Here is a 23,144-nt window from a genome sequence, read left to right as displayed (position 1 = left end):
CGAGGTGGAGCGGGGCGGGCTGGGGCCCGGGCGGCCGCGTCACGGTCTCAGGCGCAGCCCCCTCGGGGTGGGGACGAAGCCCGCTGTCTCCAGGGCGCGGGCGAGCGGCGAGGTCAGGGCGGGGTCGCCGTTGGCGCGCTCCACGGTGATCGAGCCGAGCCGGCCGGCCCGCGCGGCGCCCGCGAGGGCCCCCGAGGCGGCCGTCAGCGCAGGATCGTCGGGCTCGGCGGCCCAGGCGAGCAGGGACTTGCCGCCGCGCTCCAGATACAGGACGAGCTCGCCGTCGACCAGCACCACCACGGAGCCCGCCTTGCGGCCCGGCTTGTGCCCCGCGCCGTTGGGCGGCTCCGGCCACGGCAGCGCCGCGCCGTAGGCATTGGCGGGGTCGGCGGCCGCCAGGACGATCGCCTGCGGGGCGCTGTTCGCGTCGGCCCCCCGGTCCCGGGCGGTGGCGGCCGCCCGCAGCCGGTCGACCGCGCCGTCCATCGCGAACTGGGCCGCACCGAGCCCCTCGACCACATAGCCGCGCCGGGCCTGCCCGCTGTCCTCGAACGCGGCGAGGATCCGGTACGTCGCCGAGAAGCCGCCCTCGACGCCCTCGGCCTGCACCGCGCCCCGGGTGACCACGCCGTGCCGGTCCAAAAGGGTGCGGGCCAGGGCGTGGGCGCGGTGGGTCGGGTCGGGCTCGTGGGCGGGCAGCAGGGACCAACGGCCCGAGACGGTGGGCGGGCCGGTACGCGAGACCGGGCGGGCCCCGCCGGTCAGCGTGCCGTACCGGCCGCGCGGCACGGCCCGCTTGGCGCGGTGCGCGGTGGAACCCGCGGTGCGGCCCGACCCGAGCAGGGCGCGCAGCGGCGCCAGGGTGTCGTTGGTGAGCCGTCCCGACCACGCCAAGTCCCATACGGCGTCGGCGAGTTGGGGGTCGGTGGCCGCGGGGTGGGTGGTGGCCCGGACCTGATCGGCGAGCTGACGGAAGAACAGGCCGTAGCCGGGGGCCAGTGCGGTGAGCACCGACTCGTGGAGCGCGGTCAGTTCCAGCGGGTGCGGCGGCGGCAAGAGCAGCGGGGCCGCGTCGGCGACATACAGGGAGACCCAGCCGTCCTTGCCGGGCAGCGCCCCGGCCCCCGCCCAGATGACCTCGCCGGTCGTGGTGAGCTCGTCCAGGAACGCGGCGCCGTAGTCCGACACCCGGGACGGCAGGACCAGCCGCTCCAGGGCCGAGGCGGGCACGGCGGCTCCCTGCAACTGCTCGACGGCGCGGGCCAGTCCGTCGATACCGCGCAGTTTGTTGGACCCCAGGTGCTGCCACTGGGGGAGGAAGGTGGCGAGCGCGGCCGGCGGCACCGGCTCCAGCTCCTGGCGCAGCGCGGCGAGCGAACGCCGCCGCAGCCTGCGCAGGATCGTCGCGTCGCACCACTCCTGGCCGATGCCCGCCGGATGGAACTCGCCCTGGACGACCCGCCCCGAGGCCGCCAGGCGCTGAAGCGCCCCGTCCGTGACCGAGGCGCCCAGGCCGAAGCGGGCCGCGGCGGTCGCCGACGTGAACGGGCCGTGGGTGCGCGCGAACCGGGACAGCAGATCCCCGAGCGGGTCCTTGACCGGCTCGGTGAAGGCTTCGGGCACCCCGACCGGCAGGGCGGTGCCGAGCGCGTCGCGCAGTCGTCCCGCGTCCTCGATCGCCGCCCAGTGGTCGGCTCCGGCGATACGGACCCGGATGGCGCGGCGCGCCGTTTCCAGCTCGGCGGCCCAGCCCGGCTCGGCACCGCGCAGCGCCAACTCGGCCCCGGTGAGCGGCCCGAGGACCCGCAGCAGGTCGGCGACGCCCTCGACGTCCTTGATGCGGCGGTCCTCGGTGAGCCACTGGAGCTCCTGCTCCAGCTCGCTCAGGACCTCCGCGTCGAGCAGTTCGCGCAGCTCGGCCTGGCCCAGCAGCTCCGCCAGCAGACGCGAGTCGAGGGAGAGCGCCGCGGCCCGCCGCTCGGCGAGCGGCGAATCACCCTCATAGAGGAACTGGGCGACATAGCCGAACAGAAGAGAGCGGGCGAACGGGGACGGCTCCGCCGTGGTGACCTCCACCAGGCGCACCCGGCGCGCTTCGAGGTCGCCCATCAACTCCGTCAGGCCGGGGACGTCGAACACGTCCTGAAGGCACTCGCGGACCGCTTCGAGGACGATCGGGAAGGACCCGAACTCGCTGGCCACCTGGAGCAGTTGGGCCGCCCGCTGGCGCTGCTGCCACAGCGGTGTGCGCTTGCCCGGGGTGCGCCGGGGCAGCAGCAGGGCGCGCGCGGCGCACTCGCGAAAACGCGAGGCGAACAGCGCGGAGCTGCCGACCTGGTCGGTGACGATCTGCTCGATCTCGCCCTTGTCGAAGACCGCGTCCGCGGCCCCCACCGGCGCCTGTTCGCTGTCGTACGTCGAGTCGAGATGCGCGGGGTCCTGGTCCAGCAGGTCCAGACCCATCAGATCCGCGTCGGGCAGCCGCAGCACGATGCCGTCGTCGGCATGCATGACCTGGGCGTCCATGCCGTACCGCTCGGCCAGGCGGGCGCCAAGAGCCAGCGCCCACGGGGCGTGCACCTGGGCACCGAAGGGGGAGTGGATGACCACGCGCCAGTCGCCCAGCTCGTCCCGGAACCGCTCGACCAGGATCGTGCGGTCGTCCGGCAGATGGCCGCAGGCCTGGCGCTGCTCGTCGAGATAGCCGATCACATTGTCGGCCGCCCAGGCGTCGAGGCCCGCGGCGCGCAGACGCAGCCGGGCGTCGTCGGGCGAGAGCGCGCCGACCTCGCGCAGGAACGCGCCGAGCGCGCGGCCCAGTTCGAGGGGACGGCCCAGCTGGTCGCCCTTCCAGAACGGCAGCCGGCCCGGCACCCCGGGCGCGGGCGAGACGAGGACCCGGTCGCGGGTGATGTCCTCGATCCGCCACGAGGTGGTGCCCAGGGTGAAGACATCACCCACGCGCGACTCGTACACCATCTCCTCGTCGAGCTCACCGACCCGGCCGCCGCCCTTCTTCGGGTCGGCCCCCGCCAGGAAGACACCGAACAGGCCGCGGTCGGGGATGGTGCCGCCCGAGGTGACGGCGAGCCGCTGGGCGCCGGGCCGGCCGGTGACGGTGCCCGCGATCCGGTCCCACACCACGCGCGGGCGCAGCTCGGCGAAGGCGTCCGAGGGATAGCGGCCCGCCAGCATGTCCAGGACCGCGGTGAACGCCGACTCCGGGAGCGCGGCGAACGGCGCGGCCCGCCGCACCAGCGCCATCAGGTCGTCGACCTGCCAGGTGTCGAGCGCGGTCATCGCGACCAGCTGCTGCGCCAGCACGTCCAGCGGGTTGGAGGGAATGCGCAGCGCTTCGATCGCCCCCGTACGCATCCGCTCGGTGACCACCGCCGACTGCACCAGATCCCCGCGGTACTTGGGGAAGACGACGCCGGTGGAGACCGCGCCCACCTGATGCCCCGCGCGGCCCACGCGCTGGAGCCCGGAGGCGACGGACGGCGGCGACTCGACCTGGACCACCAGGTCCACCGCGCCCATGTCGATGCCCAGTTCAAGGCTGGAGGTGGCCACCACCGCCGGAAGCCGGCCCGCCTTCAGGTCCTCCTCCACGATGGCCCGCTGCTCCTTGGACACCGAACCGTGGTGCGCCTTGGCGAGCAGCGCGGGGGCGCCCGCGGCCGCTCCCGAACCGCCCATCAGATCCGCCGGCGTGTGTGTCTCGGGCAGCGGCTCACCCATTGCGCGCTCGTACGCGATCTCGTTGAGCCGGTTGCACAACCGCTCGGCCAGGCGGCGGGAGTTGGCGAACACGATCGTCGAACGGTGCGCCTGCACCAGGTCGACGATGCGCTCCTCGACATGCGGCCAGATCGACGGCTTCTCGGCCCCCTCCTGCGCGTCGGCCGCGGGGGAGCCGGCCAGCTCGCCCATGTCCTCCACCGGCACGACCACCGACAGGTCGAACTCCTTGGCGGAGGGCGGCTGAACGATCTCGACCTTGCGCTGCGGGGAGAGATAGCGCGCCACCTCGTCCACCGGGCGGACCGTCGCCGACAGGCCGATCCGGCGGGCCGGCCTCGGAAGCAGTTCGTCCAACCGCTCCAGGGACAGCGCCAGATGGGCGCCCCGCTTGGTGCCGGCCACCGCGTGCACCTCGTCCAGGATCACCGTCTCGATGCCCGCGAGCGCCTCACGCGCGGCGGAGGTCAGCATCAGGAACAGCGACTCGGGTGTGGTGATCAAAATGTCCGGCGGGCGTGTGGTCAGCGCCCGGCGCTCGGCGGGCGGGGTGTCACCGGAACGGATGCCGACGCGGACCTCCGGCTCGGGCAGCCCGAGCCGCACCGACTCCTGACGGATCCCGGTCAGCGGAGAGCGCAGATTGCGCTCCACATCGACCGCGAGAGCCTTGAGCGGCGACACGTACAGGACCCGGCAGCGCTTCTTCGCCTCGGCGGGCGGAGGCGTGGCGGCCAGCCGGTCGAGCGCGGCGAGGAAGGCGGCGAGTGTCTTGCCCGAGCCGGTCGGCGCGACGACCAGGACGTCGGAGCCCTCCGCGATCGCCCGCCAGGCACCCTCCTGCGCGGCGGTGGGCGCGGTGAAGGCCCCCGTGAACCAGCCGCGCGTCGCGGGCGAGAAGGAATCCAGCGCTGTCCGTGCCATGGTCCCCATCGTGCACCCACCCACTGACAATGGCCCGGAGCTGCGAGAATGGGAGGGTGGCAGGAGTCGAGGAATGGGCACGGCACTGGCAGTATCCCGAGCTGCCCGGCCTCGACCTGCTCCGCGCCCGGTACGTCAGCCACTCCTTTCCGCGCCACGCCCATGAAGGGTTCGTGTTCGGCGCGGTGCGCACCGGGATCGAGGACGTGGTCCTGCCCGGCGGGACCATCCGGGCGCGCCCCGGCACCGTCGTCATGATCAACCCCGAGGTGCCGCACGCCGCCCACGCCGGAGTCCCCGAGGGCTGGACCTACGCCACGCTCTACCCCTCGGCGCACCTGGTCGCCGACATCGCGGCGGACACCACCACACTGCGCGGTACCGCCGGATTCGCCGAAACCATCGTCGAGGACCCCGACACCGCCCTGCTCATCCAGGACGTCCACCGCGCGGCCGAACAGGGCAACGCGCTCGCCGCCGACACCGTGTTCCGGATCGCCGTCGCCCGGCTGCTGCGCCGGCACGGCCACGCCCTGCCCGAACGCACCCCGAGGTCGGCGGGCGCCCGCGCCGCGGCCGCCGCACGCCTCCTTCTGACCGAGCGCCTGGCGGAGCCGCCGTCCCTGGAAGCGCTGGCCAAGGAGCTGGACACCAGCCCGTTCGCGCTGCTGCGCGCCTTCAAAGCGGAATACGGGCTGCCGCCGCACGCCTGGCTGACCGGCGAACGCGTCCGCCGGGCCTGCCGCCTCCTGGACGGCGGAACACCCCCCGCCGACGCGGCCGTCGCGGTGGGCTTCAGCGACCAGCCGCACCTCAACCGCCACTTCACCCGCATCGTCGGCGTCACCCCCGGCGCCTACCGCCGCGAGCGCGCCGGGACGTAACCGCCGGGCGCCGGGCCGGTGAGACGCAGCACAGGCGCGGCAGCAGGAGCGCGTCCGGGAGCGCGGGCGCGGGCGCGCAAGAACGTACAAGAACCGGCGCGCGGCCCGCACCTACCGTGCACGGCGTGGCAACGGAACAGACAGCACCCCCAGACATACGCCCCGACGCCGGGGACAGGCCCGACGCGGCCGTCGTCCGCGACGCCCTGGGCGTCGGCGTCGCCGTGGGGCTCTCCGGGTTCGCCTTCGGAGTGACCTCCGCCGGATCGGGACTCGGCCTCCTCCAGACGTGCGCGCTCAGCCTGCTCGTGTTCACCGGGGCGTCGCAGTTCGCGCTCGTCGGCGCGCTCGCGGCCGGCGGAAACCCCTTCACCGCGGCGGCCGGCGCCTTCTTCCTCGGCGTCCGCAACGCCTTCTACGGGCTGCGCCTGTCCCAACTGCTCGCGCTGCCGCGGGCGGTGCGCCCCTTCGCCGCCCAGTGGGTCATCGACGAGACGACCGCCGTCACCCTGGCCCAGCCGACCCGGCGGGCCGCACGCATCGGCTTCACCGTCACCGGACTCACCCTGTACGTGCTGTGGAACCTGACCACGCTCGCCGGGGCGCTCGGAGCGCGCGCCCTGGGCGACACCGACGCCTGGGGACTCGACGCCGCCAGCCCCGCCGTCTTCCTCGCCCTTCTCGCCCCCATGCTCACGACCGCCACCGAGCGCGTCACCGCCGCCCTCGCCGTCCTCCTAGTCCTGGCGCTGCTCCCGGTGCTGCCCGCCGGCGTACCCGTCCTCGTCGCGGCGCTGGCCGCGCCCGTCGTCCTGTTCCTCAAGGGCCGCGGCGGGCGCGGAGGGGACAAGGACGATGGGCCGGGGCCGGGCCGCCCCCACGGCATCACCGATCCGGGGCCGGCCGGCCGGACCGGGAACTCCCCGAAGGGACAAGCACGTTGAACGTCTGGATCGCCATCGCGGCCACCGCCCTCGGCTGCTACCTCGTCAAACTCCTGGGCCTGCTCGTCCCCGCCGGCGCCCTGGAACGCCCCCTCGTCAAGCGACTCTCGGCGCTGCTGCCGGTGGCCCTGCTGGCCGCGCTCACCGCGCAGCAGACCTTCAGCACCGGCCACCAGGTGCTGCTCGACGCCCGGGGCGCGGGGCTCGCGGCGGCCGCCGTCGCCCTGGTGCTGCGCGCCCCGCTCCTGGTGATCGTGGCGGCCGCCGTCCTCGTCACGGCCGCCGTACGCGCCCTGGGCGGCTGACAGGGCGCCCGCCGTCGCGTTCGCGTCACCCGATGGCACGGCCATGGGCGCGCAGCGTACGCAGCGCCTCGATCGTCACCATCGGGCGGCACTCCAGGGCCGTGCCGGGCGCCCACGCCCGCCAGCGGATCGGCCAGCCGCCGTCCTCCCGCTGCTCCGCCTCCAGGTGATCCAGCGAGCGCCGCATCTCCTCGTCGGTGAACCAGCGCCGCGCCAGGGACTCGGGAGCGGGCGCGTAGTCGTGCGGGAAGTGGTGCTCGCCCGGGGCGTACCCCTCGGCGACGGGAAAGTCGTCGATCCGCGCCGGGTCGAGCACCGCGAGCCCCTGCTCCCTGACCAGCCGGCCCAGCCGGTCCGCGGCCGCCTGCGCCCGCGGACGGTCCGGGGCGCCGTTCAGGAAGGCGACCGCGGCCTCGACCTCGTACGGATGCGACGTCTCCAGCGCGTCCACCGCCGCCCAGCAGAAGTCGGTGGCCCTGAACAGCCACGCATGCCACACCTGGTTGCGGTGGAGCAGCCCGACCACGGGACCGGTGGCCAGCAGGGCGCTGGGCGGGTCGTCCACCACGGGGACGAACGGTGCCGCCGGATAGCCGCGCTGTGAGGAGTGCAGCGCGGGCAGCGCGCCGTCCTTGGTGGAGACGTCCGTCAGATAGCGGCACACCCGCTCCACCCGCTGCCCGCCGAGCCGCCCCACCGAGTCCAGGACCCGCAGCGCGTGCGCGGTGTGCAGGGGCTGGCTGACGGGGCCGCGCAGATCGGGTTCCAGGGCGTGGCCGTACCCGCCGTCGTCGCCCTGATAGGCGCGGAGCGCCGCCTCGACGGCGTCGGCGTCCCCGCCGAGGAAGTGGTAGGCGAACCGGCGCTGCTCCAGCACCCTGGCCGTCAGCCAGATGAAGTGCTCGGCGCGCGCCAGCGGGGAGTCGGGGGAGTGGGGGGATGCTCCTGAACCAGCCATGTTTCAGACGGTAGGGCCCACAGAGCCGTGGACAAGCCCGACGGACGGGGCTGCACTCTCAGGGGCGGGATACTCGAGTCATGCGGTTGACGATTTTCTGGGAGCGGATGGCCGACCACTTCGGCGCCGCCTACGCGGACTCCTTCGCGCGCGACCATGTGATGACGGAACTGGGCGGGCGCACCGTGCACGAGGCCCTCGACGCGGGCTGGGAGGCGAGGGACGTCTGGCGGGCGGTCTGCGCGGCCATGGACGTGCCCGCCGACCGGCGGTGACGACAGCCCGCCCCGCACGCACGACGACCGCACCCCGCACGCACGACGACCGCACCCCGCACGCACGACGACCGCACCCCGCACGTACGACGACCGCACGACACGGAACGGCCCGGCCGCCCACCGAGCGGGTCACCGGGGCACCGGCGGGTCCTCCCCGGAGCAAAGAACACGGCCGGCCCTGATGTTCCGGTCCTTCGGTCGGCGGCCGGGACGGGTTGGGCGCTCACGGCCGGACGCATGGGCGAGACTTGCCCCGTGGCCCCGACTGATGAGATCAACACCGACGACCGCGAAGCAGACGGGGCGGACGGCCCGCGCGGCGCTTCGCCCGGCTCCGGGCGGCCCCCGGCACACCCCCTGGGGACCGGCGGCCCCGCCCGCATGCCCCGCTGGCTGCCGCGCGCCGTGGTGCTCGTGCTCGCCCTGTACGCCTGCTTCCAACTGGGCAGCTGGGCCTTCCACCAGCTCATCGGGCTGCTGATCAACATCCTGATCGCCTTCTTCGTCGCGCTCGCCATGGAGCCCGCCGTCGGCCGGATGGCGGCTCGCGGCATGCGCCGGGGCCTGGCGACCTTCCTGGTCTTCCTCGCCCTGATGATCGCGACGGTCGGCTTCGTGGTGCTGCTCGGCTCGATGCTGGCGGGCCAGATCGTCGACATGGTCGAGCAGTTCCCCAAGTACCTCGACTCAGTGATCAACTGGGTCAACCACAGCTTCCACACCGAACTCTCCCGGGTCGAGGTGCAGGACAGCCTGCTCCACTCCGACTGGCTGCAGAAGTACGTGCAGAACAGCGCCACCGGCGTCCTCGACGTCTCCACGACCGTGCTGGGCGGCCTCTTCCGGCTGCTGACGATCTTCCTGTTCGCGTTCTACTTCGCCGCCGACGGACCCCGGCTGCGCCGGACCATCTGCTCCGTGCTGCCGCCCGCCCGCCAGGCGGAGGTGCTGCGGGCCTGGGAGATCGCCGTCGACAAGACGGGCGGCTACCTCTACTCGCGCGGCCTCATGGCGCTCATCTCCGGCGTCGCCCACTACGTCCTGCTCCAGATCCTGGGCGTGCCCTACGCGCCGGCGCTGGCCGTCTGGGTGGGCCTGGTCTCCCAGTTCATCCCCACCATCGGCACGTACCTGGCGGGCGCGCTGCCCATGCTGCTCGCGTTCACCGTGGACCCCTGGTACGCGGTGTGGGTGCTCGGATTCGTGGTGATCTACCAGCAGTTCGAGAACTACATGCTCCAGCCCAAGCTCACCGCGAAGACCGTGGACATCCACCCGGCCGTCGCCTTCGGCTCGGTGATCGCCGGCACCGCCCTCATGGGCGCGGTCGGCGCCCTCATCGCCATCCCGGCCGTCGCCACCCTCCAGGCGTTCCTCGGCGCCTATGTGAAGCGGTACGACGTGACCGACGACCCCAGGGTGCACGGCAGGCACCAGCCGCGCGGCCAGGACTCCACCGACGCCGCCTGACCCCGCGTGGTGCGCTTGACACCAAAATCGAACATCCATTCTGATGGGACTCCGGCCCTGTGTTCCCAAGGGTTCCACCGCGTTTCCGGTGGAGTTATCCACAGGCTGGAAGGACGCCGGGGCCCATTGTCAGTGGCAGGGGTTAGCGTCTTTCACGTGAAGCGATCGACTCAAGCAAATCGGGTGGAACCCATGGCAGGTACTGACCGCGAGAAGGCGCTCGACGCCGCGCTCGCACAGATTGAACGGCAATTCGGAAAGGGCGCGGTGATGCGCCTGGGCGAGCGGCCGAATGAGCCCATCGAGGTCATCCCCACCGGGTCGACCGCGCTCGACGTGGCGCTCGGCGTCGGCGGCCTGCCGCGCGGCCGCGTCGTGGAGGTGTACGGCCCGGAGTCCTCCGGCAAGACGACCCTGACCCTGCACGCGGTGGCCAACGCGCAGAAGCTCGGCGGCTCGGTGGCCTTCATCGACGCCGAACACGCCCTCGACCCCGAGTACGCGAAGAAGCTCGGCGTCGACATCGACAACCTGATCCTGTCGCAGCCGGACAACGGCGAGCAGGCGCTGGAAATCGTCGACATGCTGGTCCGCTCCGGCGCCCTCGACCTGATCGTCATCGACTCCGTGGCGGCCCTGGTGCCGCGCGCGGAAATCGAGGGCGAGATGGGTGACTCGCACGTCGGCCTCCAGGCCCGTCTGATGAGCCAGGCGCTCCGGAAGATCACCAGCGCGCTCAACCAGTCCAAGACCACCGCGATCTTCATCAACCAGCTCCGCGAGAAGATCGGCGTGATGTTCGGCTCCCCCGAGACCACCACCGGTGGCCGGGCGCTGAAGTTCTACGCCTCCGTGCGCCTCGACATCCGCCGCATCGAGACGCTCAAGGACGGCACCGACGCGGTCGGCAACCGCACCCGCGTCAAGGTCGTCAAGAACAAGGTCGCGCCGCCCTTCAAGCAGGCCGAGTTCGACATCCTCTACGGCCAGGGCATCAGCCGCGAGGGCGGCCTGATCGACATGGGCGTCGAGCACGGCTTCGTCCGCAAGGCCGGCGCCTGGTACACGTACGAAGGCGACCAGCTCGGCCAGGGCAAGGAGAACGCCCGCAACTTCCTCAAGGACAATCCGGACCTCGCCAACGAGATCGAGAAGAAGATCCTCGAAAAGCTCGGCGTCGGAGTCCGTCCCGAGGCCCCGGCCGCCGAGCCCGCCAAGGACGCCGCGGGCGAGACGGCCCCGGCGGCCGACACGGCCGCGGTGCCCGCCCCGGCCACCAAGGCCAAGACGGCCAAGGCCGCCGCCGCCAAGAGCTAGCGGTGACCCGCAGGACCGAATGGGCCGACCCCGAGGAGCCGAGCCCCCAGCGGGCCCGCTCCCGGCGGGGCGGCCCGGACCGACCGGGCGACGGCACCGACTCGTCGAGGGCCGAGAAGGAGCCGCCGCCGCAGGACCCGGCTGAGCGGGCGCGGGCGATCTGCCTGCGCCTGCTCACCGGGACCCCCCGAACCCGCAAACAACTCGCCGACGCCCTCAAGAAGCGGGAGATCCCCGACGAGATCTCCGAAGAAGTCCTGTCCCGCTTCGAGGAAGTCGGCCTGATCAACGACGCGGCCTTCGCCGACGCCTGGGTGGAGTCCCGCCACCACGGACGCGGACTGGCCCGCCGCGCCCTGGCACGCGAACTGCGCACCAAGGGCGTGGACTCCACGGTCATCGACGAGGCCGTCGGCCGGCTCGACTCCGACCGGGAGGAGGAGACCGCGCGCGAACTGGTGGCCCGCAAACTCCGCACCACCCGCGGCCTCGACCGCGACCGCCGGATCCGCCGCCTCGCCGGCATGCTCGCCCGCAAGGGCTACCCGGAAGGCCTCGCCCTGAGGGTCGTCCGGCAGGCATTGGAGCAGGAAGGCGAGAACGCGGACGACCTGTACGAGACGTGAGCCGTACGCGGCCCCGCCCGCCGCCGGCCCGCCAGGCAACAGCGGCGTCCGGGGCCGGCAGCGACGGCGACCGTCACTCCACCGCGGCCGAGACCGGCAGGCCCTCCGCACGCCACGCCTGGAAACCGCCCACCAGATCCGTCGCCCGGTACAGCCCCAACTGCCGCAGCGACACCGCCGCGAGCGACGACGCGTAGCCCTCGTTGCAGACGACCACCACACGCAGGTCGTGGCTGGTCGCCTCCGCGGCGCGGTGACTGCCCAACGGGTCGAGCCGCCACTCCAGTTCATTGCGCTCGACGACCAGGGCGCCAGGAATCACACCATCCCGCTCGCGCAGCGCGGCGTACCGGATGTCCACCAGCAGCGCCCCCTCGCAGACCTCGGCGAACGCCTCCTTCGCCGTCACCCGGTCCAGACCGGCCCGGACCCGGTCAAGAAGTTCGTCGATCCCCACCGGTCGCGTACGGTCCGTGCTCACTGCCAGTCCTCCGGACGCTCGACCTGCTCGACACGGAGCACCGCGCCCGTCCGGCTGTAACGCCGAATGAGCGGAAGCGGCGGCCAGTAGGCATGCACCGAGATCGCGTGCTCGGTCTCCGACTCGTTCCTCACCTCATGCACATGGTGCGGCCCGAAAGCGCGACCATCCCCGGGCCCCAACTGCCGTGAACGGTCGACCCCTTCGGCGAGCTCCAGGGTCTTCCAGCCCTCGGTGGGCAGCCGTGCCGCGAGGGAATCCTCGCGCAGCACCCCGGACGCGGTGGCGAACGCGCCGTGCGAGCCACCATGGTCGTGCCAGCCCGTACCGGTGCCGGGCGGCCACCCGATCAACCAGGCCTCACTGCCGCCCGGGCCGTCCAGCCGGACCCAGGTACGCCCCTGCGCGTCCAGCGGCAACGACGCGACCAGCGGGGCGTCCTCGGCGATCCGGCGGGCGAAGTCGAGAAGCTCGGCCTGGCTGGGCCCAACCTCGTTTCTCTGCACGGGAGTTGAGGCCGGGGCGGGCGCGGCCGAAGGGACAGAAATGCTTGCGGAGAGCGACACGGCAGACCATCCTGAGGAAGTTCGCGAATGCGCGCGTACGGCCGGCGGCGACACAAGGGCGCGGCGGCACGGCGCGAAGGAAAAGGCGAATCAGCAGGACGGGCGACACACGCAGCCCGCATAGCGGACGAGGTCCATATGGACCCTCCGCCACAGGCGCACATCGGTGTCGGTCACGTTCCGGAGTAGACCATGCGCGCCTGCGTCGGTCAACCGTCACTTAACGTCAGCTGTCCGCTCCTCCACCGCCGCCTCCGCAACCCCACCCGTACCGCCCACACCCTCGGCGCCACCATCGCCCCCCGCACCACGACCGCCCCCGTCGCCGACCCCGCCACCCGCCCCGCTCCGGCTCGTCCCTCCCCGTACCGACTCCGCCGCCGCGCGCATGTCCACGGGATGGACACCGTTGAACGCCGCGACCAGATGGCCATCGGGGCGAACGAGCAGGACGGCATGGGCCGGGGCACCCGGGTAGGCCTCGGCGACCAAAAGCTCCGCCTCCAGCGGCAGAGCACTCACCGCGGCGTCCAAGCTGGGCATGACACCCGCCGTCAGCCAGTGCCGGCGGTCCCAGACACCGGTACCCGGAGCGACCAGGACCACCAGCAGACGCCCCCTGCCCAGACGGCCCCGCAACGCCACGACCGAACCGTCGGGGGCCGTGACGGGCACATCGGCGACCGGAGCGCCCGGCTCCGTACCCACCGGGATGTGCGAGGCCGCCGGCTCGGGAGCCAGCGGCGACAGCGGGTAGGCCGGCGGCGCACCGAGCGGGCCGCGGCCCAGGTGGCCGTCGGTCACCAGCGCGTCGTGACCGCGCACCGCACCCGGAACCCAGCCGCGCAGACCCGCCCCGCCCCGCAGGACCGGCAACGACTGGTCGGCCGCCCGCAACCGGGTCGCGACCGCCGAGCGCCGCTCCGTCTGATAGCTGTCCAGAAGCACCTCACCACCACCGTGGTGCCACGCCCGCGCGAGCTTCCAGGACAGGTTCTGGGCGTCCCGCAAACCCTCGTCCAGAGCCTGGGTGCCGAGCGCGCCCAGCAGATGCGCCGCATCCCCGGCGAGAAAGGCGCGGCGCACCCGCCAGCGCCGCGCCAGCCGATGGTGCACGGTGTGCACACCGGTGTCGAGGAGCTCGTACGGCGGCGTCGCACCGCACCAGCCCGCGAGCGTGTCCCGGATGCGCCCCACCAGGGCGTCCGGCGTCACCAGATCGGCGCGCGGCGGAAGCAACCAGTCCAGGCGCCACACACCGTCCCGGAGCGGACGCGCCGTCACCTCGTCGCCACCGGCCCGCCACGGAGGCAACCGATGCAGCAACCCCTCACCCGGCCACGGCAGTTCAGTACGCAGAGCCACCACCGCCTGGCGCTCCACCGCCGTACGACCCGTGAAGCGGACATCGAGGAGCTTGCGGACCGTCGAGCGCGCCCCGTCGCACCCCACCGCGTAACTGCCCCGCCACCACGTCCCACCGGGCCCCGACGTATGCAGGGAGACGCCCTTCGCGTCCTGCTCCAGCGTGTCGACCCGGCTGTGCGCCACGATCCGCACGAGACCGGAGGCGGCCAGCGCGTCACGCAACCCGCGCGACAGGGCGTGCTGCGCCAGATGCACCGGCGACGGCCCGCCCTCCGCGTCCTCGCCGAACTCGACGCGACGCAGCAGACGGCCCCGCCTCATGGACCGCCAGCCGACCCAGCGGGCACCGTCGTCGCGCACCGTCGCACAGCCGAGATCACTCACGAACGAGGCGATGTCCGGACGCAGGACCACCGTGCGCACCGGACGCGGCTCGTCCTTGCCGGGCCCCTCGTCGAGGACCACGGACGGCACGCCCTGGGACGCCAGCGAGAGGGCCAGCGCCAGCCCCACCGGACCGGCGCCGACGACGATCACCGGGTCCACGACGTGGCCCCCCAGGCGCGTCGGGACGGCTGGCAGGTGGCGCGAGGAACCCGGTGCACGATCACAGAACGTATGCAACCCACTGCGCGTGCTTGCGTCAAGTGACGGAGGCAGCGACGCGAACGCCACTGCCTCATATGCCGTCAGATCGTCGTGCTGGACGCCCCATCGGCACCGTCGGAGCCGGTGACGGCCACGACGGACGCGGGCCCGTCGGCCGTGATGGGAGCGACGGCCGTCCCCATGGCGATCCCCGTCTTCGCCCGGCGACCGCGCTTCTCGATCCACGTGGCGAGGGCGGACAGCACCAGACACATCGCCACATAGATGCTGCCGATGACCACGATGGTCGACACATACGGATACTCGCCGTTGACCTGGGTGTTGCTCGCGATCAGACGGGCCGTCTGGAGCAGCTCCGGGTACAGGATGATGAAACCGAGCGAGGTGTCCTTCAGGGTGACGACGAGCTGGCTGATGATCGTCGGCAGCATCGCCCGGACGGCCTGCGGCATCAGGACACTGACCATCACCTGCGTCTTGCTCATCCCGAGGGCGTACGCCGCCTCACGCTGGCCCTTGGGAACCGAGTTGACGCCGGCGCGCAGCACCTCGGCCTGGACGCAGCCGTTGTAGATCGACAGGCCGAGCGCCAGCGCCCACATCGAGTAGTCGGTGAGGAAGCCGACCCAGACCGCGTAGATCGTGATGAGCAGCGGGATGGAACGGAACAGCTCGATGAACGTGGTCGCCGCCCAGCGGACCGGCTTGTGGTCGGAGAGCCGGGCGACCGCCAACAGCACGCCCAGCACCAGCGAGCCGACGGCCGCGAGGCCGAACGCCTTGAGGGTGGCCAGCACGGCATCCGCGATGTTCTGCCGGATGCCCGAGTAGTTGAAGATGTCCCACATCGCGTAGTCGAGGTGCCCCTTGTCCGCGAGCCGGACGATCGCGAGGGCGATCAGGGCGAGCAGCGCGAGGGAACCGGCCACGGCGTAGATCCGGTTGCGTACGACAGCCTTCGGGCCGGGGGCGTCGTAGAGAACGCTGGCGCTCATCGGGCGACCTCCATGCGGCGCTCGAGAAGGCGGAAGAGACCGCTCATCGCGAAGGTGACGATCAGATAGCCGAGGGCGACCCAGAGGAAGACGGGGACGATGTCATATCCCTGGTCACTCATCAGTTTCTGCCAGCCGAACAGTTCGGTGACGCTGAAGGCTCCGGCGATCGCCGAGTTCTTGGTGAGCGCGATGAAGATCGAGCTCAGCGGCGGAATGACGGTCCGGGTGGCCTGCGGCAGCACGATCATGCGCAGGGTCTGCGTGAAGCTCATGCCGATCGAGCGGGCGGCCTCGGCCTGACCCAGCGGCACCGTGCTGATACCCGACCTGACGGCCTCGCAGACGAACGACGCCGTGTAGAAGCCGAGCGCGAGCGAACCGAGCAGGAACGGGCTCATCCCGGGAAAGAGGATCTCCGGCACGACGAAGAAGAAGACCAGGAACAGCAGGGTCAGCGGCGTGTTGCGCAGCAGCGTCACCCAGGCGGTGCCGAAGAAGCGCAGCGGCGGCACGGGGGAGACCCGGAAACCGGCGAGCAGCAGTCCGAGGACCAGGGCGATGACCGAACTGACGGCGGTGATCTCCACAGTGCCTATGAAGCCGTCGCGGAACTCCGCGAAATGGTCGAGCAGTACGTTCATGAGGTCTCCGCGTCGGCGGGCAGCGGCTGGGGGATCGGGCAGGCGGGGCCGTGGCGCCCCGTACTCGGTACGGGGCGCCACCAGCGGGGTCGATCAGTAGCGGGCGACGGCCGGCGGAGCCTGGTAGGTGGAGCCGGACAGGCCGAGCGTGGCGTCGTAGATCTTCTTGTAGGTGCCGTCCTGCTCGTGCTTCTCGAGCGAGGAGTTGACGAAGTCGCGCAGCGCCTTGTCGTCCTTGTTCATGCCGATGCCGTACGGCTCCTGGGTGAACGGCTTGCCGACGACGCGGAGCTTGCCGGAGTTCTTGGCGGCGTAGCCCTTGAGGATCGCGTCGTCCGTGGTGACGGCGTCGACCTGCTTGGACAGCAGCTGCTGCACGCAGTCCGAGTACTTGGACAGCTCGACGACGGACGCGCCGTACTCGGGCTTCTTGATCTCCTGGAGCGGCGTGGACCCGACGATCGAGCAGACCTTCTTGCCCTTGACGGCGTCCTTGCCGGTGATGGAGGTGTCGTCCTTGCGGACGAGCAGGTCGGCACCGGCCTTGTAGTACGGGCCGGCGAAGCCGACGAGCTTCTTGCGCTTGTCGTTGATCGTGTAGGTGCCGACGTAGTAGTCGACCTGGCCCTTGGAGATCGCCGTCTCACGGACGCCGGAGTCGACGGTCTTCCACTCGATCTGGTCGGGCTTGAAGCCCAGGTCGGCGGCGATCATCTTGGCGATCTCGACGTCGAAGCCGGAGCGCTCCTTGGTCGACTGGTCCTCGAAGCCGAGGTAGGGCTGGTCGGCCTTGGAGCCGATGATCAGCTTGCCGCGCTCCTTGGCCGCCTTGAAGGTCGGCGAGTCCAGGGTGACGTTCGAGGCGACGGTGTACGACGGCAGCTTCGGCGCGTCGGCGGCGCCCGGCTGGGCGGACTGCTTGTCACCTGCGGAGCCGGACTTGCCGCCACAGGCGGTCGCGGTCAGGGCGAGCACAGCGATCGCCGCGACGGCGGCGGACTTGCGGAGCATCATGGCGAAGGTTCCTTGCGTCGTTGGTCTGTGGTCGTCATCGGTCGGCCGACAACTGCCGGGCGCTGATGGTCAGTTGACAAGAGCCAGTTGACATCGGATCTCTGTCATCTGTCAGCCGATATCCACCGGCCGTCCACCACCGGCAGCCCCGGCGGTCCGGAACGGCGGCCGGGCGCCCGTCGGGCGGCAGTCGGGCGGCAGTCGTCAGTGGTGCAGGATCTTCGACAGGAAGTCCTTGGCCCGGTCGCTGCGCGGGTTGCTGAAGAACTGGTCCGGCGTTGCCTCTTCGACGATCTTGCCGTCGGCCATGAAGACGACGCGGTTGGCCGCCGAGCGGGCGAAGCCCATCTCGTGGGTGACCACGACCATGGTCATCCCGTCCCGCGCCAACTGCTGCATGACTTCGAGGACCTCGTTGATCATCTCGGGGTCGAGCGCCGAGGTGGGCTCGTCGAAGAGCATCACCTTCGGGTCCATCGCCAACGCCCGTGCGATCGCCACGCGTTGCTGCTGGCCACCGGAGAGCTGTGCCGGGTACTTGTCGGCCTGGGTGCCGACGCCGACCCGGTCGAGCAGCGTACGGGCCTTCTGCTCGGCGGTCTGCTTGTCGGCCTTGCGGACCTTCACCTGGCCCAGCATGACGTTCTCCAGCACCGTCTTGTGCGCGAAGAGGTTGAACGACTGGAAGACCATGCCGACATCGGCACGCAGCCGCGCCAGCTCCCTTCCCTCCTGGGGCAGCGGTTTGCCGTCGATCGAGATCGCTCCGGAATCGATCGTCTCCAGGCGGTTGATGGTGCGGCACAGCGTGGACTTCCCGGACCCTGAGGGCCCGATGACGACGACGACCTCGCCACGGGCGATGGTCAGGTCGATGTCCTGGAGCACATGCAGCGCGCCGAAGTGCTTGTTGACGTTGTTCAGCACGACCAGGTCACCCGACGCGGGTACGGCGTCCTCGGTCCCCTTGGCCACTGATACTCCGCTCATCGGCTTCTTGCTCCGTCCTCCTCGGTTGGGGAGGACCGTAGTGGTCGGTTGTGACCAGCGTCATTACATCTGAGCGGAACTTGAGCATAACGATCCGGTTGCGTGGAAGCACGCTGGGTGAGCGCGTAGCTCCACCCAATACCGGCTCCGTAACGGATGATGCGCAGGGGCGGGCGCCCCCTTGACCGAAGTGGCGCCCATGGGCGTGGATTCGGGGGTACGTGCCGTGATGCGGCCGATGAACATCGTGTGCCAGGGCCCTGAAGGGCCGGCGGCCATTCAGGGAGGGGGCTCGTGAGACTGCTGCTCGTCGAGGACGACGACCATGTCGCCGCAGCCCTGTCCGCCGTGCTCGCCAAGCACGGCTTCGAGGTGAAGCACGCCCGCAGCGGGGAAGAGGCGCTCCAGGCCCTCCTTCCTGACGAGCGCTGCGCCAAACCGCCCTTCGGGGTGGTCCTGCTCGACCTCGGGCTGCCCGACCAGGACGGCTACGAGGTCTGCGGCAAGATCCGCAAGCGCACCGCCACCCCGGTGATCATGGTGACGGCCCGTGCGGACGTCCGCTCGCGCATCCACGGGCTGAACCTGGGCGCCGACGACTACGTGGTCAAGCCGTACGACACCGGTGAACTCATCGCCCGTATCCACGCGGTCATCCGGCGTCCGCCTCCGGGTGCGCGGCCGGAGTCGGCCGACACCGAACTGCGGCTCGGGCGGCTGGGGATCGAGCTTTTGACCCGCCGGGTCAGCGTCGACGGCAAGGACGTGCAGCTCACCCGCAAGGAGTTCGACCTGCTCGCCCTGCTGGCCCAGCGCCCCGGCGTCGTCTTCCGCCGGGAGCAGATCATCAGCGAGGTGTGGCGCACCAGTTGGGAAGGGACCGGCCGCACCCTCGAAGTGCATGTGGCCTCCCTGCGCTCGAAGTTGGGGATGCCCGCGCTGATCGAGACCGTACGCGGCGTCGGCTACCGGCTCGTCGCGCCGGCCGCCCTCTGAGGTCCGCGAAGCCCGGTGCGCACCCGACTCCTCCCGCTCCTGATCTTCCTGCTCGCGCTCGTCCTGGTCGCGTTCGGGTTCCCGCTGGCGCTGAGCGTGGCCCACGCCCAGCAGCAGCGGGTGGTCGTGGACCGCATCGACGACACGGCCCGCTTCGCCGCGCTGGCCCAGTTCGTCACAGCAACCGACGGCAACGACACCAACAGCGCGGAGCGGCTCACCACCCTGGAGGAGGAGCTGGCGCGCTACTCCTCCTTGTACGGGATCGAGGCGGGCGTCTTCTTCCGCAACGGCAGCGCCATGGCGAGCGCCCCCAAGGGGTGGCAGGTGCCCGCCAAGGGGCAGGGGTATCTGGCCTTCCACGAGGCGCTCGCCGGTCGCCGCAGCCACGACCCGGCGCAGGTCTGGCCGTGGCAGCGGGGCCGTCTGGTGGTGGCCTCGCCGGTCGTGCGCGAGGGCGATGTGATCGCGGTCGTGGTCACCGACTCGCCCACCGGGGGCATGCGCTCCAACACCCTGCGCGGCTGGCTGCTCATCGCGGCGGGCGAGCTGGCGGCGATGCTGCTCGCGGTCGGCGCGGCGTTCCGGCTGACCGGCTGGGTGCTCAGGCCCGTGCGCGTCCTGGACGCCGTCACCCACGACATCGCGACCGGGCGCATGAACTCGCGGGTCGCGGCCGCCGGAGGGCCCCCGGAACTCCAGAGGCTGGCCCGCTCGTTCAACGAGATGGCGGACAACGTCGAGGAGGTCCTGGACCAGCAGCGTGCCTTCGTCGCGGACGCCTCGCACCAGTTGCGCAATCCGCTGTCCGCCCTGCTGCTGCGCATCGAACTCCTCGCTCTCGAACTCCCCGAGGGCAACGAGGAGATCGCCTCGGTGCGTACCGAGGGCAAGCGCCTGGCCCAGGTGCTCGACGACCTTCTGGGTCTGGCGCTGGCCGAACACGCCGCGGCCGACCTCCAGCTCACCGACATCGGGGCGCTGGCGGGGGAGCGCGTCGCCGCCTGGCGGCCGCTCGCCGAGGACAAGGGCGTGCGGCTGCTCGCGGACGGGGCCGGCGCCGCCACCGGCTGGGCGGACCCGGTGGCGCTGTCCAGCGCGCTGGACGCCGTCATCGACAACGCGCTGAAGTTCACCCCGGCGGGCGAGGAGGTGCGGGTCACCGTCGGAGTGGAGGGTTCCAGGACCTGCGTCACGGTGACCGACCGCGGCCCGGGCCTCTCCGACGAGGAACTGGGCCGGGTCGGCGACCGCTTCTGGCGCGCGGGCCGTCACCAGAACGTCAAGGGTTCCGGCCTCGGCCTCTCCATCTCCCGCGCCCTGCTCGCGGCCGGCGGGGGCACCATCGCCTTCGGCCACCACGAGCCGCGCGGTCTGCGCGTGACCGTCACGGTGCCGCGTACGCAGCCGGAGCCGTGAGCGGCCCCGGAGCTCCCGCGCGTCGCCGGGTCTCCTTCGTCAGGGCTTGACCGACCGGTAGTAGTCGCGCGCCCCGTCGTGCAGCGGCAAGGGGTCCGTGTAGATCGCGGTCCGCAGGTCCACGAGCTGGGCCGCGTGGACTTCCCGGCCGATCCGGTCGCGGCTGTTTATCACCGTGCGGGTGAAGCCCTCGGTCAGGTTCGCGTCGGTACGGTCCGTGGTGACCAGCAGGTTCGCCACGGCGATGGTCGGCACCGGCACACCCCGCTGGGCCTTGGGGTAGGCGTCGGCGGGCATGGTCGCCGCCCGGTAGTAGCCGGTGCTGCCGTCCGCCCTGTGCAGGGCGGACACCAGGCCGGCGAGCGGCACGAGCCGGATCGGGTAGGACTCCGACAGCCTGAGGACCGCGGTGGTGGGCAGCCCCCCGGACCAGAAGAACGCGTCGATCTGCTTGTTCCGCAGCAGGTCGGGCATGGTGTCGATGCCCGCGGACACGGACGTGATGTCGTTGTGCGGATCCAGCCCGGCGGCCGGGAGCAGCCGGCTCGCGAGCAGCCGTACCCCGGAGCCCTCCTGCCCGACGGCGACCCGCTTGCCCCGCAGATCGGCGACCGAGCGCACGGTCGAGTCCTGGGGCACCACCAGTTGGACGTAGTCGTCGTACAGCCGGGCGCAGCCGCGCAGCCGGTCCGCGCCGGGGCTGTTGTCCTTGCGGAACTTGTCGACGGAGTCGGCCGTGGCGATGGTGAAGTCGGAGATGCCGTCGGCCAGGCGCTGGAGGTTCTGCTGGGAGCCCTGGCTGGTGCGGAGGTTGACGTGGACGTCCGGCAGATCACTGGCCAGCGCCTGTTGCAGCAGTTCGCCGTAGCGCTGGTAGACCCCGGTGCGTACGCCCGTACTGAAGTCGATCTTCCCGGCGGGGGCCCGGCCGCCGAACGGCGTCAGCCACCACAGGAGCAGCCCGAGGACCACCGCGAGGGCCGCGGCGGCCGTGAGGGCGCGGCGGCGGCCGGGCCGGGACAGGGCGGGGAGCATGGCTGGATCCTGCCAGTTCATCGCCCGCGAGGACCAGGGGGTGGCGGGCCCCGTACCCTGGTGTGCGAGATGAGTGCGAAGACCTACGAGGTGCGCACCTACGGGTGCCAGATGAACGTCCACGACTCCGAGCGGCTGTCCGGCCTCCTTGAGGGAGCCGGTTATGTCCGCGCGCCCGAGGGCGCCGACGGGGATGCCGACGTCGTCGTCTTCAACACCTGCGCGGTGCGGGAGAACGCCGACAACAAGCTGTACGGCAACCTCGGCAGGCTCGCCCCGATGAAGACGAAGCGGCCCGGCATGCAGATCGCCGTCGGCGGCTGTCTCGCGCAGAAGGACCGCGACACCATCGTGCGGCGGGCCCCCTGGGTGGATGTCGTGTTCGGCACGCACAACATCGGCAAGCTGCCGGTGCTGCTGGAGCGCGCCCGCGTCCAGGAGGAGGCGCAGGTCGAGATCGCCGAGTCCCTGGAGGCGTTCCCCTCCACGCTGCCGACCCGGCGGGAGTCCGCGTACGCGGCCTGGGTGTCTATTTCGGTGGGCTGCAACAACACGTGCACCTTCTGCATCGTTCCGGCGCTGCGCGGCAAGGAGAAGGACCGCCGGCCCGGCGACATCCTGGCCGAGATCGAGGCGCTCGTCGGCGAGGGCGTCAGCGAGATCACGCTGCTTGGGCAGAACGTCAACGCCTACGGCTCGGACATCGGGGACCGCGAGGCCTTCAGCAAGCTGCTGCGCGCCTGCGGGAGCATCGAGGGTCTGGAGCGGGTCCGCTTCACCTCGCCGCACCCGCGCGACTTCACGGACGACGTGATCGCCGCCATGGCCGAGACCCCGAACGTGATGCCGCAGCTCCACATGCCGTTGCAGTCCGGTTCGGACACGGTCCTCAAGGCGATGCGCCGCTCCTACCGGCAGGAGCGTTTCCTCGGGATCATCGAGAAGGTGCGCGCCGCCATTCCGCACGCGGCGATCTCCACCGACATCATCGTGGGCTTCCCCGGCGAGACCGAGGAGGACTTCGAGCAGACGATGCACACGGTCCGCGAGGCCCGCTTCGCGAACGCGTTCACCTTCCAGTACTCCAAGCGCCCCGGAACGCCGGCGGCGACCATGGAGGGGCAGATCCCCAAGGAGGTCGTGCAGGACCGCTACATGCGCCTATCCGCCCTTCAGGAGGAGATCTCCTGGGAGGAGAACAAGAAGCAGGTCGGCCGGGTCCTGGAGGTCATGGTCGCCGAGGGCGAGGGCCGCAAGGACGGCTCCACGCAGCGCCTGTCCGGCCGGGCCCCCGACAACCGTCTGGTCCACTTCAGCAAGCCGGACCAGGAGGTGCGCCCGGGCGACGTGGTGACCGTGGAGATCACCTACGCGGCCCCGCACCACCTCCTCGCCGAGGGCCCGACGAACGGCGTGCGTCGCACGCGCGCGGGAGACGCCTGGGAGAAGCGCAACGCCGAGCCCGCGAAGAAGCCCGCCGGTGTGCTGCTCGGCCTGCCCTCGATCGGCGTCCCGGCGCCGCTGCCGGAGCCCACGGGCGGCTGCTCGGTCCTCTGAGTCCGTCTCCCCGCCGCCGCACC

General features: G+C 71.7%; 20 protein-coding genes and 1 pseudogene. 10 read left to right on the top strand and 11 right to left on the bottom strand.

The window, feature by feature from the left end; all coding sequences use genetic code 11:
• Positions 1-39 precede the first annotated feature (39 nt).
• Positions 40-4,665 carry an ATP-dependent helicase gene (locus N4G70_RS18560; protein ID WP_261713766.1) on the bottom strand — a complete coding sequence of 1,542 codons (4,626 nt, stop codon included), beginning with the start codon at positions 4,663-4,665 and terminating at the stop codon, positions 40-42.
• A 56-nt stretch (positions 4,666-4,721) separates the two neighbouring features.
• Here N4G70_RS18560 and N4G70_RS18555 point away from each other — a divergent pair, with 56 nt between their 5' ends.
• From N4G70_RS18555 to N4G70_RS18545, 3 genes are all read left to right on the top strand, one after another.
• Positions 4,722-5,549 carry an AraC family transcriptional regulator gene (locus N4G70_RS18555; RefSeq protein WP_261713765.1) on the top strand — a complete coding sequence of 276 codons (828 nt, stop codon included), beginning with the start codon at positions 4,722-4,724 and terminating at the stop codon, positions 5,547-5,549.
• A gap of 125 nt (positions 5,550-5,674) precedes the next feature.
• The gene (locus tag N4G70_RS18550) at positions 5,675-6,493 is read left to right on the top strand and encodes an AzlC family ABC transporter permease (protein WP_261713764.1); all 819 of its coding nucleotides are present in this window, start codon (positions 5,675-5,677) and stop codon (positions 6,491-6,493) included.
• Positions 6,490-6,798, top strand: coding sequence for an AzlD domain-containing protein (locus N4G70_RS18545; protein ID WP_261713763.1), 309 nt, complete (start codon positions 6,490-6,492; stop codon positions 6,796-6,798). The genes N4G70_RS18550 and N4G70_RS18545 overlap by 4 nt, the downstream gene beginning before the upstream one ends.
• Before the next feature lie 25 nt (positions 6,799-6,823).
• Here the strand turns inward: N4G70_RS18545 and N4G70_RS18540 are convergent, their stop codons facing one another.
• The gene (locus tag N4G70_RS18540; RefSeq protein WP_261713762.1) at positions 6,824-7,756 is read right to left on the bottom strand and encodes a hypothetical protein; all 933 of its coding nucleotides are present in this window, start codon (positions 7,754-7,756) and stop codon (positions 6,824-6,826) included.
• Positions 7,757-7,836: 80 nt separating this feature from the next.
• On the opposite strand from N4G70_RS18540, the gene N4G70_RS18535 reads away from it, so the two are divergent.
• The 4 genes and pseudogenes from N4G70_RS18535 to recX form a co-directional block, all read left to right on the top strand.
• Positions 7,837-8,031, top strand: coding sequence for a DUF3046 domain-containing protein (locus N4G70_RS18535; RefSeq protein ID WP_261713761.1), 195 nt, complete (start codon positions 7,837-7,839; stop codon positions 8,029-8,031).
• A 384-nt stretch (positions 8,032-8,415) separates the two neighbouring features.
• The gene (locus tag N4G70_RS18530) at positions 8,416-9,504 is read left to right on the top strand and encodes an AI-2E family transporter (RefSeq protein ID WP_315904269.1); all 1,089 of its coding nucleotides are present in this window, start codon (positions 8,416-8,418) and stop codon (positions 9,502-9,504) included.
• 192 nt (positions 9,505-9,696) lie between these two features.
• Entirely contained in the window at positions 9,697-10,821 is a 1,125-nt protein-coding gene (gene recA / locus N4G70_RS18525) for a recombinase RecA (protein WP_261713759.1), read from the top strand.
• A pseudogene (gene recX, locus N4G70_RS18520) lies at positions 10,755-11,447 on the top strand (recombination regulator RecX); the annotation flags it as partial. The gene recA and the pseudogene recX, both read left to right, overlap by 67 nt.
• Before the next feature lie 73 nt (positions 11,448-11,520).
• Here recX and N4G70_RS18515 read toward each other — a convergent pair.
• The 8 genes from N4G70_RS18515 to N4G70_RS18485 all read right to left on the bottom strand — a co-directional run bounded on the left by N4G70_RS18515 (position 11,521) and on the right by N4G70_RS18485 (position 18,114).
• Complete coding sequence (locus N4G70_RS18515) at positions 11,521-11,928, bottom strand: rhodanese-like domain-containing protein (protein ID WP_261713758.1); 408 nt, start codon at positions 11,926-11,928, stop codon at positions 11,521-11,523.
• Complete coding sequence (locus N4G70_RS18510; protein ID WP_261713757.1) at positions 11,925-12,434, bottom strand: cysteine dioxygenase; 510 nt, start codon at positions 12,432-12,434, stop codon at positions 11,925-11,927. Before N4G70_RS18510 ends, N4G70_RS18515 begins: the two co-directional genes overlap by 4 nt.
• A 150-nt stretch (positions 12,435-12,584) precedes the next feature.
• Positions 12,585-12,656, bottom strand: a complete 72-nt coding sequence (locus N4G70_RS37030) for a putative leader peptide (protein WP_309544753.1) — start codon at positions 12,654-12,656, stop codon at positions 12,585-12,587.
• Positions 12,657-12,710: 54 nt separating this feature from the next.
• Positions 12,711-14,408, bottom strand: a complete 1,698-nt coding sequence (locus N4G70_RS18505; RefSeq protein ID WP_261713756.1) for an FAD-dependent monooxygenase — start codon at positions 14,406-14,408, stop codon at positions 12,711-12,713.
• A 143-nt stretch (positions 14,409-14,551) separates the two neighbouring features.
• Positions 14,552-15,466 carry an amino acid ABC transporter permease gene (locus tag N4G70_RS18500; RefSeq protein ID WP_261713755.1) on the bottom strand — a complete coding sequence of 305 codons (915 nt, stop codon included), beginning with the start codon at positions 15,464-15,466 and terminating at the stop codon, positions 14,552-14,554.
• A complete protein-coding gene (locus tag N4G70_RS18495; RefSeq protein ID WP_261713754.1) occupies positions 15,463-16,110 on the bottom strand; it encodes an amino acid ABC transporter permease in 648 nt (215 codons plus the stop codon). Before N4G70_RS18495 ends, N4G70_RS18500 begins: the two co-directional genes overlap by 4 nt.
• 93 nt (positions 16,111-16,203) lie before the next feature.
• Positions 16,204-17,124, bottom strand: a complete 921-nt coding sequence (locus N4G70_RS18490) for a glutamate ABC transporter substrate-binding protein (protein WP_261713753.1) — start codon at positions 17,122-17,124, stop codon at positions 16,204-16,206.
• Between the two features lie 204 nt (positions 17,125-17,328).
• Entirely contained in the window at positions 17,329-18,114 is a 786-nt protein-coding gene (locus tag N4G70_RS18485) for an amino acid ABC transporter ATP-binding protein (RefSeq protein ID WP_261713752.1), read from the bottom strand.
• Between the two features lie 294 nt (positions 18,115-18,408).
• Between N4G70_RS18485 and N4G70_RS18480 the strand changes: the two genes are divergently transcribed.
• On the top strand, positions 18,409-19,110 hold the full coding sequence (locus N4G70_RS18480; protein WP_261713751.1) for a response regulator transcription factor: 702 nt from the start codon (positions 18,409-18,411) through the stop codon (positions 19,108-19,110).
• Between the two features lie 15 nt (positions 19,111-19,125).
• Positions 19,126-20,529, top strand: a complete 1,404-nt coding sequence (locus N4G70_RS18475; protein WP_261713750.1) for an ATP-binding protein — start codon at positions 19,126-19,128, stop codon at positions 20,527-20,529.
• Between the two features lie 39 nt (positions 20,530-20,568).
• Here N4G70_RS18475 and N4G70_RS18470 read toward each other — a convergent pair whose 3' ends face one another.
• A complete protein-coding gene (locus N4G70_RS18470; protein ID WP_261713749.1) occupies positions 20,569-21,564 on the bottom strand; it encodes a TAXI family TRAP transporter solute-binding subunit in 996 nt (331 codons plus the stop codon).
• A 69-nt stretch (positions 21,565-21,633) separates the two neighbouring features.
• Between N4G70_RS18470 and miaB the strand changes: the two genes are divergently transcribed.
• Entirely contained in the window at positions 21,634-23,121 is a 1,488-nt protein-coding gene (miaB, locus tag N4G70_RS18465; protein ID WP_261713748.1) for a tRNA (N6-isopentenyl adenosine(37)-C2)-methylthiotransferase MiaB, read from the top strand.
• Positions 23,122-23,144 lie beyond the last annotated feature (23 nt).

Source organism: Streptomyces sp. ASQP_92 (genome assembly GCF_025399895.1).
Classification (GTDB): Bacteria; Actinomycetota; Actinomycetes; order Streptomycetales; family Streptomycetaceae; genus Streptomyces.
Note: the sequence above shows the minus strand (reverse complement) of the source record. Positions and strands in the feature narration are given on the sequence as shown.